Raw genomic sequence first — 15,816 nt, 5'->3', positions numbered from 1 at the left:
AAACGTCCAAAAAGCCACTAGACATCCCGTCCAAAAACATCCTGGACTCCGTGTCCAAAAAGTCGCTAGACATCACACGACTTCGCTAGTGCTGGCCACTTAGCTGCTTATGCTGGAATAGCACCCGTGACTAGACGATCCGGTTCGTCGATCAGAGGTGAATTCCCGGCACGGTCAGGCAATAAACGACTGAAAAACGCCTTGTTCTACTCCGCATTCGCAGTTATCCGCAGCCACGAACCGTCACGGCGGTATTACGAACGCAAACGCGCTGAAGGAAAACGCCACAACGCAGCAGTCATCTGCCTGGCACGACGCCGATGCAATGTCATCTACGCGATGCTGAAAAACAAGGAGTTCTTCCGCGAAATCCCGCCACGCCCCGTCGCCGCATAAAGCCCCAAAGACGAAGCCGACCAGCACACGCTGGCCGGCTCCTAGGCACGCCTAAGAAACTACTCCCAAGACTGTGCTCGTCAACATCGGTCTGGCACTTGACAAAAACATAGGGACACCCCCCCCAAGTAAACCATCTAGGCGTTTACAAACGGTTCGTTTGCCCCCAAACAAACCTTTTCACTAATGCCTTCTGAATGAAACCATCTGGCAGCGCCCTCGTGCTGACAAGGAGGCTCGCTAGGCTGAACGAGGTTGCACGGTGTTTAACGCACCGCGCACCTCGTTAAGAACCTGTTCTCGGTTCTGGAGAAGATCCCGTGGTGAATAGCGCAGCACGATGTATCCGAGATTCTGAAGGTATTTCTCTCTTTGCCGCTCAGCCCGTATCACCGCTTCGGTAGATTTTCCGTAGGTCGCTCCGTCGTACTTCACAGCGCCGTCTATTTCCATGATGACTTTGCCGTTGAGAAGCAAGTCCGGCCGATACCCACCCTGAAGCTCTGGCTGAACCACGAGATTCTTTCCCAGACCTTCCACAATTAACATGCCGCGCGCATAGGACTCATAGGGAGATTCGGCGAGGGCGGTAGCATGCATAACCACTTTCCTAGCCTGAGCAGCACCTTTTACACGGCCCATTGCCGTGATCATTGACCGTAAATCGTCAATGCTAACGAGTCGTTTGCGCAAAGCGGAGTCGACAGCCATCAGCCCTTCCTCAAACGTCGCAAGCCGTGCGACGTCGATGCAGGTGCGCGCAACCGACGTGCACCGAAGCCCGAAGCGCTCCATAATGTCTGAGGTTGGCAGCCACATTTTTCGGTACATCACCTTGCTATCCCATTGCCGTCGCGGCGGGACTGTTTTGGATTGCCGTGCTAGAACAACCTGTGCGTCCCGAGACGACAGCGTCCACAAGCCCAACAGTTTGGCCGCAGATCTTTCCACGAGAACTGACCGATGAGCGCTACGCCCGAAGGCAACGATGTCAAAGAGATGGCGTTGGTAGTAAGGAAGAGCTGAATAGTACTCGCTGTTTATCGCGTAACGCGAGGTGAGGCGAATAAGTTCACCTGAAGCAAGTTGTTTCCACGCAGGGTGGTTGTTCGAAAGGGGTCGTAGGTAAATGAGGTGTGAATCGTCAATCATGCTTCCATCATCATGGCTTCCAGCCCTCAAAAGCTACGGTCGATTCCCCGTCTGTGGATAACTACAACTCATCCATCGAATTGGCTGATCCTTCAACAAAGTAATCCACAAGGTTCCACTCACAAGGCTTCACTCAGAAGTCTCTAGTCAAAAGGCCCGTTTGCACCCAAGTAAACCTTCTAACAGCACAAAGAAGGTTCGTTTGCCCCCAAACAAACCTTCTCACTAATGCCTTCTGAGCAGAACCATCTTCGACCGCTCACGACGGTTCCAACAGAGGCCTCCCCACCAGGACTCGAACCTAGAATGACCGCGATAGTGGGAAAAGATGGGCACGGTGGAATATGGGGCCACTTCGAAACGCTACTTGTAGGCCGAGAAACCCGTAATCTTCTTGCCCATAATCAGGGACTGCACGGTATCGGTTCCCTCGTAGGTGTGCATGGCCTCGATGTCAGCGAAGTGACGCGCGATGTCGTTTTCCAGCAGGATGCCCACACCGCCGAGCATGTCGCGGGCATCAGCGGCAATTCGACGAGCAGCGCGGGTGTTGTGGAGCTTCGCCGCCGAGGCCTGCTCCGGGGCCAAGGTCCCCGCGGTTTCGCGCAAAGAGACCTCACGGCAGGTCAGCATCATTTGGCTCAAGTCAAGCACCATATTGGCCAAGCGCTGCTGAATAATCTGCGCTTTCGCCAGCTCGCGACCAAACTGCACGCGCTCCAGCACATACGAGCGGGCAATCTCGTAGCAGGCCACCGCGGAGCCCAGCGCCATCCAGGACACACCAATGCGGGTAGCGGTGAGAACGCGAGACACATCCTTGAAGCTGCGGCAGCCCGGCAGTTGGTTGGCGGCGGGGATGCGGCAGTCAGTCAACGTAATGTGTGCCTGATGGATAGCGCGCAGGGACAGCTTGCCCTCAATCACCGAAGCCGAATAGCCAGGAGCCTCCTGCGGGACGATGAAACCGCCAACATTGCCATCCTCCATGCGCGCATAAATGATCGTGATTCCGCCGGAAGCGCCGTTGCCGATCCACTTCTTCTCGCCATTAAGCACCCATTCATCGCCGTCGCGCACCGCGGTGGTCTCCAAAGCAATTGAGTCCGAACCGTGAGCCGGTTCCGTCAGCCCGAAGGCACCAAGCAAAGAGCACGAAGCCATCTGCGGCAAATACAAGGCCTGCTGTTCCGGAGAACCCAACATCGAAATTGAGCGCATGGCCAGCCCAGCCTGCACCGCAATCACCGTGCCCATCGAGGCATCCGCGCGCGTGACCTCCATGAGTGCCAGGCCAGCACCAAGCGTGGACATCTGTTCATGGCCTTCCACCGCCAGGCCATCCGTCATCACGTCCAAGTCGCCCAAGCGCTGAACCAAGTCCAGCGGGTACTCCGCAGCCTGCCAGTGCCGGTTGATCACCGGGGCGGAGTACTCGCGAAACTGCGCTGCACGCTTCCACCCCGCAGCATCGGACTCAGAGAGGCTGTCAAAAACACCCAGGAAATCAGTGGTGGACTCAAAGAGGTTGTGAGACATGGTGAGTTCTCCAATAAACAGGCAATACGAATGGCTATTAGCCCTAATTGTGACCTGACTCTCCATTGGCTGTCAAGTGCCTCACACATAACGTGACACGACCACACACAACGCGGCACGACCACGCAAGGACAGTCACCAGACAAACCAGCCCCCAACCGTCCCCCACACCCCACATCGCAGGTACACTAACCACCATTAGCTCATTGAGGAGGACGCCCACCATGGCCAACCAGAGACGCCGCGACCAAATCGCCGCCGCCGCACTCGACCTCTTTGACCAGCGCGGCTACCACGCCACCGGCATGGAGGACATCGCCAAGGCCGTCGGCATGCGCGCCTCCAGCCTGTACAACCACTACTCCTCCAAACAGGAGCTCCTCGCCGAAGTCACCATCACCGCCATGGAGGACCTGCTGCGCGCCAACGCCGCCTGCCTCGCCGGGCTCAGCGATCCCCGCGACAAGCTCGTCGCCACCATGAAAGCCCATGTCATCTACCATGCCACCCATGCTCGGCGCGTCCGCGTGGTCAACAACGAGCTCACTAACCTCGAAGAGCCCCACAAGTCCGTCGTCCTGCAGCTACGCCGCGACTATGTCGCGCGCTGGATGGCCGTGGTCAACGAAGGCGATTTCCACGCGGAGAACCTCAAAATCGCCTGCTGGGCGCTCATCGATATGGGCATCGGTGTGGCCCAATGGTTTAGCCCCGACGGTGATTACACCGCCGAGGCTTTAGGAGACATGTACGGCCAGTTCGCCCTGCGCCAACTTACCTAGGGCGCACAGCCAATCTGCTGCTCTTCCTCACGCCCATCCGGGTACTGCACGCGCACGCGAGAGTAAACCTCGGCATGGTAGCCGCACGCCACGCGCTTATCGACGACCACCTTCACCCGATCCTCATTGAATGTGCCTTCCGCGCAGTTTGGGTCACAGTCATTTTCGATGGCCACGCCCTCTGCCTCTGCGGAGTCGGCTCCCCAGCGCTGCCAGTCCAATTCGTTGACCAGGTAATTATTGTCAGCGCACGCTAGCGAGATGCGGTCCGGGCCCTCCAGGCCTGTGACGGAGACGCAGTCCAAGATCGCGGTGGCATCGATGGTGGTTTCCACGTCCGGGCCTACGAGGCCGACCACGCGCACCAGTTGGCCGGTCGCAGGCAAGACGGAGAAGGAGACGCGGTCAGAATCGCGAATCACGGTGACCAGCTGGTCCTCGCCTTCGCCCTCAACAGTGCCGACCTCATTGCCTTCCGCATCCGCCAGCATGTCATAAGCAATCTTCTGTTGCTCGCTACTTAGTCCGGGCTGGAGCAGCAGCTCCAGCGCTCCGAGGGCGTGGTTCGGGAAGGAATCCGCCAGCTTCTCCAACCCGGCGCGATCGGTCGCAACGACGAGGTCCTCCGGGTTGATGGAGGGCTGCGGATCAAAGCCCGGGACCTCTCCCTGCGAGGAGACCTCCACGGCACCGCCGGCATCCACCGCATATTCGGTGATCGCGGTGGCATCACCAAGTGTGTCGACGCGCTTCATGTATTCCTTCGCGGTCACACCTTTATCCACGGCATCGGGCTGGGTGGCCGCAGCTTCGCCAGCCTGCGTCAGAATCTCCGCGGCCGAGGCCACGGGCTCCGAGTTATTGAGCAACGGGAAGGCTCCGCCGATCAGCGCAAGCACCGCGACGGAAGCCGCCGCTATTGTCCACGTGGGACGACGCTTCGTGATCTGTGCGAGGGTGTCTTCGGAGCGGGCGAGGGATGCGTCGTCAAGCGCGGCGTCCGGTACCGGATTGGCGGCGCGGAGCATATCGAGAGAGTTAGGCATCGGTTTCTCCTGTGAGTTCGGATAGGTGGGTACGCGCGCGGTGCAAGCGAACACGCACGTTATTGCGGGAAATGCCGAGGACCTCGGCGATATCAGGGTGGTCGAGGCCCTCCCACGCATGGAGGGTGAGAATTTCGCGCTCGGCATGCGGCAACTGCATCAACGCGCGAGTGATGTCGAGATTGGCATCGACTGCGTCATAACCGGCATAGGATTCCAGCTCATGGTCGTCGAGGTTCTCCGTCTCCCGCCGAGTGCGGTAGAACTCCCGCATCACATTGCGGGCGATGCCATAGAGCCACGGCAGCGGCGTGCCGCGCAAGGAGTCGAAGCCAGCCCACGCTCGCTCAAACACATCAGCCGCCAGCTCTTCCGCGTGACTCGGTGGGACGCGACGGCGCAGGTAGGCCAGCACCGCCGGGTAATGCTCGCGAAACAGGCGGGAGAATTCCCGCTTACGCGAACCAGGCAAGGTAAGGACAGACACTAAATAACTCCATATTGTTCGTGGGCTCACTGAGTATGTTGCATCAGACAGCCGAGCATTACAGAAAAGCGCTGAAATGGTTTACTAGTAGAGCTATGGAACCACTCGAGCTCTCCGCCCTGACGGGCACGCAGTCGCGCACCTACGGCACGCGCAAGATCACCAAGGACATGATCTCAGCACCCGTGCACGTGGCTATTGCGCTGTGGGATGAGCGCTGGGATTCCGCCGAGAACGGCACGATTGACGGTTGGGTCATCGCCGTTAACACCAAGAAAACGCGCTTCGTGCGCAAGGGCCAGATCCGGAAGGGCGATATCGTTGAGGTAGCCGTCCGCGAATTCGAGAAGGCCACGAAAAGTATTCGAGGGCGCAAATGGATCGTCACTGGGCGCCGGCAAGCGGCACTTCGCGCCGCCCTGGAGGAACGCGGCTATACCGTGACGGGGAGTTTTGCGGAGGAGAATAGGGCATCGAAAAGCGCTAGCTCCGTGCGTCGCAAGCAGGCCGGGATCACCGCGCGCCGCGCGAAGAAAGAAGGCGAGGCCCCACGCAAGAAGCAGGTCGTCAAGGTGGAAACGCCGGAGGCGCACTGGTGGCCGAACTTCTCGACGGCCTCCTCGTGGCCCATAGACGCCACCGTGCGCATCGCCACGGATGCCTCCTCGGACACGGTGTTTAAGGGCTCCATGTGCTTCGTGGCCAGCAATGGTGACTACCGGTTGCGCACGCGCAAGACGACGGCCAGCACCGATGAGCTTGAGCTCGAATCCCTCACCCTGGCGTTGAAGTACCTGCTCAAGGTTGGTGCAACCAAGGCGATCATCGAGTCAGATTCCGTCGCTGCATTAGAAGCGGTGGAACAGATTCGGCAGAAGGGCTCGAAGGCGGTGCGCTCGCGCGGGGTGTGGCGGGGGCTGTCTTCCGGCTCGCGCTCGCGCTTCCAGCAAGCGTGGAATGACGTGGAGGGAGTCTGCGCGGTGACCATCCGTCGGGTGATGGGGCATGCGGGTGACCCGTTGAACCGCGCAGCGGACCAAATTGCATACATGGGCCTGCGGGCGATTGCGCATCCGATGAAGCAATCACGGGCAACGCTGAAAGAAGGCATCCGGAAGACGCTGGCCAAGCTCTAATTCGGGGTTCGGTGTACTAGTGGCCTAGTGTGAATCGCATGAGCAATCCCTTTGACTCCAACCCTTTCGAGGAGCCGGCCAAGCCAATCAACGGCCGCGGGGCTAATCCCTTCGCGGAGCCCGCGCGCGAATCCTACGCGGCGCCTTCTGCGAATCCTTCTGCAGAGCGTTTCGCGGATCCGGCCGCGGAGCCTTCTGCTGAACCTTTCACTGAGCCTGAGCGCGCCTACGCACCGGCGCCGATGCAGGACTATTCCCTTGAACAGCACGCACCGGGCGGCACGATCCACAGCTTCTCCCTGTTCAAAGGGCTTTTGAGTCTGTTTTCGGTCCTCGTAGGCTTCACCGGAATTACTGATGGCGATGTAGCCATGGGCATCGGCTTCGCCTTGCCTGGAACGTGGTACTTCCTCAAGTCGCTGCAGCAGAAGGCCAACCCGACCACTCCGCAAAAGCGCCACTGGTTTGTCATTTGGATGATTGCCATCGTGCTCATGTTCTTCGGCGCCTAGCCACCGCCCGCCGCCACACGATGCGCAGCAGCGAATGCGGCGTCGCCACCACCTCGCGCAGGTAGTTCCACCAGCGGTCTTTCCGCGGGGTCCGCACGCCGTGCATGTGAACGCGAATCCCTAGGTGCCCGGCCCACATGCGGGTGCGCAGCACGTGGAAGTCATTGGTCACAACGCGGAAATAGGTGTATTCCGGGCACAGCGCATGGGCGCGCTCGAGGTTCTCGTTGGTGCTGGTAGCGAGTGGTTCGAGGAGAATCCTCTCCGGATTAACGCCCCGCTCGATGAGGTAGCGCGCCATCGGCTCCGCCTCCCCGTAGCCGGTCACGATGATTGGCTCCTCCGGCAACAGGCGAGCCAACACCACCGCTCGGTCCAACCGGCTACACAGCAGCGGACCAGGCTCGCCGCCCTCAACGCGCGCGCCCAACACCAGAAGCGGAAACTGCATGCCCGCTAGCTTAGCGTGCATACTGGGCAGCATGAGCATGTGCGTAGTTGGTTCCATCAACGCTGACCTCGTGGTCCACGCCGCGCGGCATCCCCAACCGGGCGAAACCCTCTTGGGGCACGGCGGCGCCATCACCGCGGGTGGCAAAGGAGCAAACCAGGCGGTCGCGGCTGCCCGGCTGGGCGCACAGGTGAGCTTCGTCGGCGCGGTGGGCAGCGATGCTTATGCCGCGCCCGCGATGTACTACTTGCAGGCCAGCGGCGTGGACCTCACCCACGTCGAGGCCAGCGAAGAGGTAACAGGTTTAGCCGTCATTACCGTGGATGAGCAGGGTGAAAACACCATCATCGTGGTGCCAGGTGCTAATGCGCTTGTCAGCGATTCATTCGTCACCACGCACTCCTCCCCCATCACCGCATCGGAGCTCATTTTGCTCCAAGGTGAGATACCGCCAGCGGGCTTTGCCAAGGCAATCGAGCTGGCCAAAGGTCGGGTCGTGGTCAACCTCGCACCGGTCATCGAGGTGGAAAAGGAAGCGCTCCTGCGCGCCGACCCGCTGCTGGCCAATGAGCACGAGGCCGGGCTCATCCTCGAGCAGCTGGGGTTGAGCGGCCAGGGCGCGCCAGCGGAGCTAGCGCAGCGCTTAAGGGAGGCAGGCTTTGCCTCGGTGGTTCTCACGCTGGGCGCGCGCGGGGCGCTTGTGGCCGAGGGGGCCGAGCTTATCGACGTTCCCTCCCCACGCGTCACCGCCGTCGATACGACCGGCGCGGGCGATGCCTTCGCCGGCGCGCTGTGTGCCCGCTTGTTGGACGGCGATTCGCTGGTGGATGCCGCGCGCTTCGCCGCGCGGGTCGGGGCCTTTACCGTCACGGGCTCCGGCGCCCAGGCCTCCTACCCGGATCTGACAAGCGAGTTGCCCGGTTAAAGCCGCGTCTTATTCGCCGAGGAGCTGGGAACGCAGGTTCTCATCCTTCTTTTCTACTTCGGCGGCCATGTTCTCTTGGTAGGCCGCCATCTTCTCCACCAGTGCTGGGTCGCCCGCGGAGAGGATGCGCACGGCAAGCAGGCCCGCATTCTTCGCACCGCCGATGGATACGGTTGCCACCGGCACCCCACCCGGCATCTGCACGATGGACAGCAGTGAATCGAGACCATCGAGATCCTTCAACGCGCGCGGGATGCCGATGACCGGCAGCGGCGTGGCCGCGGCAACCATGCCTGGCAGGTGGGCCGCACCACCGGCACAGGCGATGATGGCCTTGAGCCCGCGCTCGTGGGCAGACTTGGCATAAGCCAGCATCTTTTCTGGGGTGCGGTGCGCACTGACGACGCCCACCTCAAAGGGCACGCCGAACTCGGCGAGCACTTCGGCTGCGGGCTTGACGGTGGGCCAATCGGAATCGGATCCCATGATCAGTCCGACGAGTGGTTCCATGAAAAATCTCCTTCTTTACTAGCGTTTAAGCTCGCTGCGGGCTTAAGAGTGCGCAGTGGTCTGAAGAGTGCGCTGTGGGCTTAAGAGTGCGCAGTGGGCTTACGCCCACTGCGCGTGGACGAGGAAGTGGGCGGCATCGTGGGCGATGCGGCGCGTTTCCTCCACGTCCTCACCAACGACGTTGACGTGGCCGATCTTGCGACCCGGCTGGTGGTCCTTACCGTAGAGGTGGATCTTCGCCTGCGGGTAGCGCTCCATGACTTCACGGACGCGCTGCGGCATGGGCATCTGCGGATCCTCCTCAGCCCCCAGCACATTGGCCATGACCGTTACGGGCGCCAATGGCGCGGTGGAGCCCAGCGGCAGGTCCAGCACGGCGCGCAGGTGCTGCTCGAACTGCGAGGTCACGCAGCCATCCTGCGTCCAGTGGCCGGTGTTGTGCGGGCGCATGGCCAGCTCGTTGACCGCAATATCTTCTTCCACAACCGCTCCCGGCGCGCCTGAAGCGGACGCGATGATGCAGCCGGCGTCTTGCTTCGTGGCAAAAGCGAAAAGCTCCACTGCCAGCACACCCGTAACGCCCAGCTCGGTGGCTACCTTGATGCCCACCTGCATGGCGCGCTCCGCGAGCGCTGCCGACAAGTTCGGGGCTGGGGCAAAAGCCTCGGCGCAGATGCCGTCTCGCTGCACCGACTCGGTGACCGGCCAGGCTTTGACCTCGCCGGAGGGGCGGCGGGCGACGAGCACGGACAGCTCGCGAGTAAGGGAAACTTTTTCCTCAGCCATAAGCGGAGTACCAGCGGCGAGAAGCTCTTCTACCAGCGGCTCCAGCTCCTCCGCTGACGGGAACCACACGCCATGACCGTCGTAGCCGCCGCGGCGGGCTTTGAGGCACACGTGACCGTCGACAAGCGCGGCAAACTCCCGGGCATCCTCCACCGATTCAATAGCGGCAAAGCGCGGCACTGGGGCGCCCAGCTCGGCCAGCTTCTCGCGCATGAACAGTTTGTCCTGCGCGTAGAGGAGAGCGGAAGGCTGGGGCTGGACGTTGAGGCCGTCGGCGATAAGACGCTCGACGTGCTCCGTCGGGACGTGCTCGTGCTCAAAGGTAATTGCATCCGCGCCTTCCGCGGCGGCGGTGAGCACGTCGAGATCGTGGTAGTCACCGAGCACCACATCCGGGATCACCTGTGCGGCGGACTTGTCTGGCGCGGAGGCCAGCACGCGCAAGCTGATGTCGAGCTCTGCGGCGGCCGGCTGCATCATGCGTGCAAGCTGGCCGTCTCCATAAACAGTAACGAGGGGTTTGTGTTGTTCACTCACCCTTTCAATACTAGCCTTGGGGCCATGATCGTCCGGCATACCATCTTTCAGAACTCCCTCATGACCGCGCTGTTGGATGGCATTTACGACGGCGAAATGACCATCGGCGAGCTCTTGGGCAAAGGCAATTTTGGCATCGGCACCTTCGATGCGCTGGATGGGGAGATGATTATCCTCGACGGCGTGTGCTACCAGCTACGCGGCGATGGCACCGCGACGGTAGCGGACTTGGACCAGGGAACCCCCTTCGCGGTGGCCACGAACTTCGTCCCCCGTATTAAGGTGGCCGCGCCCAAGGGATTGAAGCGCGAGGAGCTTTCGGCCTTCATCGATGAAGTCGAGCCTTCCGCCAACTACATGTACGCGGTGCGCATCACCGGACGCTTCAGCAACGTGGTTACCCGCACGGTGGTCAAGCAGAGCAAGCCTTATCCGCCGATGGCGCAGGCCGTGGGCGGCGATAAGGAACTGCGCTTTGAAAACGTCGAAGGCATCATCGGTGGTTTCCGCACACCGGTGTTTGAGAAGGGTATTTCGGTGCCGGGCTGCCACGTGCACTTTATTGACGCTGCGCGCACCTCCGGCGGGCACGTGCTGGACTACACGGTGGATGAGGCCACCATTGAGCTCTGCCCTGGCACGGACCTGGATCTGCGCTTGCCGCTGACCCACGAGTTCCGCTCCGCCAACCTGGCCCCTGATGACTTGGACCAGCAGCTACACACGACGGAGATTAAGGACTAACCCCAGACCGGTTGTTCGTTGAGGATATCCTCGACGCGTTTGGCTTTGGGGATGGATGGAAAATACATCGGCTTTTCGTATCCGTGCAGTGCCAGCGAAATCCCGCCGCGACGGCGGCGCGCACCACGGATATCCGTGAGCGGGATCGAATCAACGCGTTTGCCTTCGCGAGCGATGACGCGCAGGTTGGTCACGATGAAGCGCTTACGACGGGCCTTGACGAGGGGAACGATGAAGCGCCAGGCAGCAAGCAGGGCCCATAGAGCTACTAAGCCATTGCGAAGCGCCAAGTCCATGCCGTTATAGTCACACCAGCCGATGGCAATCCAGCACACCCCGGTAATCACGATGAGCTCTAGAAAAGGAAAGAGCAGCGTCCGAAATGGGGCGGTCATGTCCGCGCGCACTACCTCGCCGCGGCCCATCTGCATGAGGTTCATGGGGCTCATGGTACCTGCCTGCTCCCGCCGTCCAGGCAAGAGGACGTCACGTCCTAGGCCTTGCAGGCCCAGCCAAGGCTTCGCACATGGCATTTCCTAAAAGGCGTCAGTCAAAAGGCGTCTTTGCCCCTGAAAACGCCATGTGGAGGCGTCCAAAAGGTGTCTTTGCCCCCAAAGACGCCTTTTGACTGATGCCTTCTGACAGACGCCTTTTGAATAGCGCCATGTGTCGAGCACGGCGTCTTCTATGGGGCCTCGCCGGTCGACGCTTAGACGCCACGCAGCGCGGGCGACTAATTATCAGCCGGGCGCAGGTGGATGACATCACCCGCGGAGTAATACTCGCCGCCAACGTTGATGCGGCCATCATCGGCCACGCCCTCGACGGTGCCGATGACGTCGCCGGCCGGGGCTTCGAGGCGGACTTCCTGCCCGATGGAAGAACACACCTTACGGTAATCAGCCAAAAGCTGTGGGTCCTGCTGCTCCCACTGGGTAATGCGGCGACGCAGGTTCTTCAGCACGGTGATGGCCAGCTGCGTGCGGTCGGTCTCAAGGCCTTCGAGCGCGAGCGATGTCGCGGCCTCGATGGGCAGTTCCTCGCGGGTCAGGGTGACGTTGATGCCCATGCCCACGACCACGCGGGCTGAAGGCGGGTTCGCAGACTGGGTCTTGGGGGCGATTTCAGCTTTACTGACCTCGGCTTTGTTGATCTCTGCCTTATTAATCTCTGCCTTATTGATCTCTGCCTTGTTGATCTCTGCCTTGTTGATCTCTGCCTTGTTGATTTCAGCCTTGGAAACTTCCGTCTTCGGAGCAGATTTGAAGGCCTCGCCCACTGGACCAGCCTCGGCGAGGATACCGCACAGCTTCTTACCATCGATGTGCACGTCATTCGGCCACTTGAGTACCGCACCCTCTACGGAATCAGTCACGGCCAAGCCGGCAGCTAGCGGCAAAGTACCGAGGTGATCCAACGAATCCGGAAGGATGAGAACGGAAAAGATGAGCTGCGAACCAGCCGGGCTCACCCACTGACGGCCCAATCGGCCCTTACCGGCAACCTGCTCATTAGCCAGCAAAACGGTGCCATCAGCCACCTTGCCGGCCTGCATGAGATCGGTATTGGTGGAGCCAGTGGACTCGGTGTAATCGATAACAGCGAAGTCTTCGCTCAGCGCCTCGCGGATTCGGTCCATATCAAGTGCAGTCATGCACCCTAGGTTACCCGCCGGATCACTGCCGCCTCGAAGTAACTAAAAGTAATCCGGATTGGCCAGAATTGTGCGGGCAGTAGCATCGTCAAGACAGGTAGTCAGCACCGCCTGCGGCAACGCATGGGTGACCTGCTCAGGCGTGACGGTGATCTGCCGCGTATCTGCCAGGAAAGAAACAGTATCCCCGATCAACTTGTCGTAATCAGCGCGGTCTTGTGCCCCAAGGCTGTCCGGCTTCCCTTCAGTCACCAGCACATAGCGAGTTGCTGGGGTAACCCATTCACAAACCCACTCGCCGTACTCTTGCAATTCCGAATCCGAGACATCCAGGCCCATCCCCTTCATGCTGGCACGCATGGTGGAGCGATTCACGTGGCCATTGTCCACCAACTGCGAGCGGACGTCAGACGCGTCGACAGTATCGGCAAAAATAGCGCGGAACACGGTATCGCGCTGCGTCTCTGCAGCCGAAGTCGTCGGCGATGTCGCGGACTCCTTCGAGGGCATCGTCGGGGAAGGCTCTTCCGAAGAAGATTTGGTAGTGGAGGTCAATGACTCCGTCGTAGTCTCCGAAGGCGCTGAAGACGCATCAGCAGTCCCAGTAGAAACGGTTGTCAGTGGCGCAAAGGACTCGGCGGATTCCGTACTGGAGCAACCGACCAAGAGCAGTGCGAGGAGTGGAGCGAACTTCTTCATAACAAATTCCAGCCTAATGCACGTGCCGCCGGATGCTAGTGTGAGTTCATGGCAAAGGTCACTTTTGAGAACGTCGGCATCACCTATCCCCGTGCCGAGAACCCCACGGTCAAAGACCTCAATCTCGAGATTGCGGACGGCGAGTTTCTAGTCCTCGTCGGCCCGTCCGGCTGCGGTAAGTCCACCACCCTGCGCGCCCTCGCGGGGCTGGAGCCGGTCTCCAGCGGCCGCATCCTTATTGACGGCAAAGACGTCACGGGCCTTGAGCCAGGCGATCGCGATATCGCCATGGTCTTCCAGAACTACGCGCTCTACCCGCACCTCACCGTTGCCCAGAACATGGGCTTCGCCCTCAAGCTGGCCAAGATGCCCAAGGCTGAAATCAAAGCCAAAGTAGAAGAAGCAGCGAAGACCCTTGGGCTGACGGAGTACCTGCAGCGCAAGCCCAAAGACCTCTCCGGTGGTCAGCGTCAGCGCGTGGCCATGGGCCGCGCCATCGTGCGCGAGCCGAAGGCCTTCCTCATGGATGAGCCCCTGTCTAACCTCGACGCTAAGCTGCGCGTGCAAACCCGCGCGGAGCTGGCCAGCCTCCAACAGCGTCTCGGCACCACCACTGTCTACGTCACCCACGACCAGGTGGAGGCCATGACCATGGGTGACCGCGTGGCCGTGCTCAAGGACGGTGTTCTGCAGCAAGTCGCGCCACCGCGCGAGCTCTACGACGCTCCCGCTAACGAATTCGTCGCCGGTTTCATCGGTTCCCCCGCGATGAACATCTTCGACTACAACGGCGGACGCGTCGGCGTTCGCCCGGAAAAAATGTTCATCAATAAGGGGCCGATTGGCTTCCAAGGCACGGTGGAGTTCGTGGAAGAGCTGGGCTCTGAGTCCTTCGTCTACGTCATGGTGGGCGAGCAGCGCTTCGTCGCCCGCGCGAGCGACAACGTTCCGCAGCGTGGTGAGAACGTCGTGCTGACCTTTAACCCCCGCGAGGCTCACCGCTTCGATCCGGAGACCGGCCAGCGTATTGAGGCTTAAGAAACACCACGGACAGGGGTGATTTCACCCCCGTTTGAAGTGAATTAAAAGCCAAAACCACGTGCAGTGTGGGGATGATCCCCTATTTTGTAGTCATCAGAAGTTTTCCGAAAGGTGAATATTCAATGAAGAAGCCCTTCCTCCCCAGCTCGCTGCGTTCTGTCCGCCGCGGCGTTGTCGTCACCACCGCTGCACTCGCACTGACCTTGGCGGGTTGCTCCTCGAGCGACGAGGGATCGTCGTCAAGCACTGGCTCCGATGCCTCCTCGACTGATGGTGACGGCCGCGGCCCCATCACCTTCGCCATGGGCAAAAACGATACCGACAAGATCACGCCCATCATCGAGGCATGGAACGCCGAGCACCCAGATGAGAAGGTCGAGCTCAAGGAGCTCGCCGGCGAGGCCGACGCTCAGCGCGAGACCCTCGTGCAGTCCCTGCAGGCGGGCAACTCCGACTACGACGTCATGGCGCTGGACGTGGTCTGGACCGCGGACTTCGCCGCTAACCAGTGGCTGGCACCGCTAACCGGTGACCTTGAGGTGGACACCTCCGGACTGCTGGAGCCCACCGTGGAGTCCGCCACCTACAACGACACCCTCTACGCGCTGCCGCAGAACACCAACGGCCAGCTGCTCTTCCGCAACACTGAGTTGGCGGACAAGGCTCCGGAGAAGTTCGCAGACATCGCTTCTGCCTGCGAGGCTCTCAAGGATGATGCTTCCTGCCTGACCACGCAGCTCAAGCAGTACGAGGGCCTCACCGTCAACACCGCCGGCTTCATCGAGGGCTGGGGCGGCTCCATCTTGGATGATGAGGGCAACATCGCTGTTGACTCCGACGAGGCCAAGGAAGGCCTGCAGGCGCTTGTCGACGCCTACGAAGACGGCACCATCTCCAAGGACTCCACCGCCACAACGGAGGAGGAGACCAACCTCGCTTTCACTGAGGGCAAGACCGCTTTTGCCATCAACTGGCCGTACATGTACACCAATGCCGAAGAGGCTGGCGTGAAGTTTGAAGTCCAGCCGCTGGTGGGCAAGGACGGAGTCGGTGTCTCCACCCTCGGTGGCTACAACAACGGCATCAACATCAACTCCGAGCACAAGGCTACGGCCCTGGACTTCATGAAGTTCATCATCAACGAGGAGAACCAGAAGTCCTTCGCTGAGGCTTCCTTCCCGCCGGTGCTGGCCTCCATCTACGACGATGAGTCCCTCGTCGAGGAGTTCCCGTACCTTCCGGCTCTGAAGGAATCCCTGGAGAACGCCGCGCCGCGTCCGGTCTCCCCGTTCTACACCGCCATCTCCAAGGCCGTGCAGGATAACGCCTACGCGGCTCTGACCGCTGACAAGTCCGTCGATGACGCTACGAAGGACATGAAGGCCGCCATCGAGGCAGCCTCCCAGGGTTAATCTTCCC

The 15,816-nt window shown here is 60.7% G+C and carries 17 protein-coding genes and 1 pseudogene; 8 read left to right on the top strand and 10 right to left on the bottom strand.

The genetic code is table 11. From position 1 onward, the window contains the following. Positions 1–81: 81 nt before the first annotated feature. Positions 82–396 (top strand): annotated as a pseudogene (locus tag QP363_RS03835) (transposase); the annotation flags it as partial. Between the two features lie 240 nt (positions 397–636). Here the strand turns inward: QP363_RS03835 and QP363_RS03830 are convergent. Further along, complete coding sequence (locus tag QP363_RS03830) at positions 637–1,548, bottom strand: DUF559 domain-containing protein (protein WP_284762855.1); 912 nt, start codon at positions 1,546–1,548, stop codon at positions 637–639. A gap of 363 nt (positions 1,549–1,911) precedes the next feature. Next, positions 1,912–3,087, bottom strand: a complete 1,176-nt coding sequence (locus QP363_RS03825; RefSeq protein ID WP_284762853.1) for an acyl-CoA dehydrogenase family protein — start codon at positions 3,085–3,087, stop codon at positions 1,912–1,914. A gap of 224 nt (positions 3,088–3,311) precedes the next feature. Between QP363_RS03825 and QP363_RS03820 the strand changes: the two genes are divergently transcribed. Then, positions 3,312–3,869 carry a TetR/AcrR family transcriptional regulator gene (locus QP363_RS03820; protein WP_046647001.1) on the top strand — a complete coding sequence of 186 codons (558 nt, stop codon included), beginning with the start codon at positions 3,312–3,314 and terminating at the stop codon, positions 3,867–3,869. Here QP363_RS03820 and QP363_RS03815 read toward each other — a convergent pair. Both QP363_RS03815 and QP363_RS03810 read right to left on the bottom strand, forming a co-directional pair. Continuing rightward, positions 3,866–4,915 carry a hypothetical protein gene (locus tag QP363_RS03815; RefSeq protein ID WP_070446334.1) on the bottom strand — a complete coding sequence of 350 codons (1,050 nt, stop codon included), beginning with the start codon at positions 4,913–4,915 and terminating at the stop codon, positions 3,866–3,868. The genes QP363_RS03820 and QP363_RS03815 overlap by 4 nt on opposite strands. Next, positions 4,908–5,402 (bottom strand): RNA polymerase sigma factor, encoded by a 495-nt coding sequence (locus QP363_RS03810; RefSeq protein ID WP_010189329.1) that lies wholly within the window; start codon positions 5,400–5,402, stop codon positions 4,908–4,910. The genes QP363_RS03815 and QP363_RS03810 overlap by 8 nt, the downstream gene beginning before the upstream one ends. Positions 5,403–5,497: 95 nt before the next feature. Between QP363_RS03810 and QP363_RS03805 the strand changes: the two genes are divergently transcribed. Together QP363_RS03805 and QP363_RS03800 are read left to right on the top strand one after the other, a co-directional pair. Continuing rightward, complete coding sequence (locus QP363_RS03805; protein WP_284762847.1) at positions 5,498–6,538, top strand: ribonuclease HI; 1,041 nt, start codon at positions 5,498–5,500, stop codon at positions 6,536–6,538. 38 nt (positions 6,539–6,576) lie between these two features. Further along, entirely contained in the window at positions 6,577–7,050 is a 474-nt protein-coding gene (locus QP363_RS03800; protein WP_167595869.1) for a hypothetical protein, read from the top strand. Here the strand turns inward: QP363_RS03800 and QP363_RS03795 are convergent. Then, a complete protein-coding gene (locus tag QP363_RS03795; RefSeq protein WP_284762845.1) occupies positions 7,031–7,501 on the bottom strand; it encodes a YdcF family protein in 471 nt (156 codons plus the stop codon). The genes QP363_RS03800 and QP363_RS03795 overlap by 20 nt on opposite strands. Before the next feature lie 31 nt (positions 7,502–7,532). Between QP363_RS03795 and QP363_RS03790 the strand changes: the two genes are divergently transcribed. Further along, positions 7,533–8,426, top strand: a complete 894-nt coding sequence (locus QP363_RS03790) for a ribokinase (RefSeq protein WP_284762843.1) — start codon at positions 7,533–7,535, stop codon at positions 8,424–8,426. Positions 8,427–8,435: 9 nt separating this feature from the next. Here QP363_RS03790 and purE read toward each other — a convergent pair whose 3' ends face one another. Then, the gene (purE, locus tag QP363_RS03785; protein WP_046647007.1) at positions 8,436–8,936 is read right to left on the bottom strand and encodes a 5-(carboxyamino)imidazole ribonucleotide mutase; all 501 of its coding nucleotides are present in this window, start codon (positions 8,934–8,936) and stop codon (positions 8,436–8,438) included. A 99-nt stretch (positions 8,937–9,035) separates the two neighbouring features. Then, the gene (locus QP363_RS03780) at positions 9,036–10,298 is read right to left on the bottom strand and encodes a 5-(carboxyamino)imidazole ribonucleotide synthase (protein ID WP_167595871.1); all 1,263 of its coding nucleotides are present in this window, start codon (positions 10,296–10,298) and stop codon (positions 9,036–9,038) included. Between QP363_RS03780 and budA the strand changes: the two genes are divergently transcribed. Then, positions 10,284–11,003, top strand: a complete 720-nt coding sequence (budA, locus tag QP363_RS03775) for an acetolactate decarboxylase (RefSeq protein WP_070446344.1) — start codon at positions 10,284–10,286, stop codon at positions 11,001–11,003. The genes QP363_RS03780 and budA overlap by 15 nt on opposite strands. Here budA and QP363_RS03770 read toward each other — a convergent pair. The 3 genes from QP363_RS03770 to QP363_RS03760 all read right to left on the bottom strand — a co-directional run bounded on the left by QP363_RS03770 (position 11,000) and on the right by QP363_RS03760 (position 13,356). Continuing rightward, positions 11,000–11,443 (bottom strand): hypothetical protein, encoded by a 444-nt coding sequence (locus QP363_RS03770; RefSeq protein ID WP_284762833.1) that lies wholly within the window; start codon positions 11,441–11,443, stop codon positions 11,000–11,002. The genes budA and QP363_RS03770 overlap by 4 nt on opposite strands. A gap of 293 nt (positions 11,444–11,736) precedes the next feature. Further along, positions 11,737–12,657, bottom strand: coding sequence for a biotin--[acetyl-CoA-carboxylase] ligase (locus QP363_RS03765; RefSeq protein WP_144657654.1), 921 nt, complete (start codon positions 12,655–12,657; stop codon positions 11,737–11,739). Positions 12,658–12,699: 42 nt separating this feature from the next. Continuing rightward, the gene (locus QP363_RS03760) at positions 12,700–13,356 is read right to left on the bottom strand and encodes a hypothetical protein (RefSeq protein ID WP_236659321.1); all 657 of its coding nucleotides are present in this window, start codon (positions 13,354–13,356) and stop codon (positions 12,700–12,702) included. A gap of 48 nt (positions 13,357–13,404) precedes the next feature. Here QP363_RS03760 and QP363_RS03755 point away from each other — a divergent pair, with 48 nt between their 5' ends. Both QP363_RS03755 and QP363_RS03750 read left to right on the top strand, forming a co-directional pair. Next, the gene (locus QP363_RS03755; RefSeq protein ID WP_070644350.1) at positions 13,405–14,394 is read left to right on the top strand and encodes an ABC transporter ATP-binding protein; all 990 of its coding nucleotides are present in this window, start codon (positions 13,405–13,407) and stop codon (positions 14,392–14,394) included. Positions 14,395–14,519: 125 nt separating this feature from the next. Beyond that, positions 14,520–15,809 (top strand): ABC transporter substrate-binding protein, encoded by a 1,290-nt coding sequence (locus tag QP363_RS03750; RefSeq protein ID WP_070718416.1) that lies wholly within the window; start codon positions 14,520–14,522, stop codon positions 15,807–15,809. Positions 15,810–15,816 lie beyond the last annotated feature (7 nt).

Origin of the sequence: Corynebacterium sp. UMB6689 (genome assembly GCF_030215295.1) — a bacterium.
GTDB classification, from domain to species: Bacteria; Actinomycetota; Actinomycetes; order Mycobacteriales; family Mycobacteriaceae; genus Corynebacterium; species Corynebacterium aurimucosum.
This window is presented reverse-complemented; position numbering and strand designations above follow the sequence as displayed.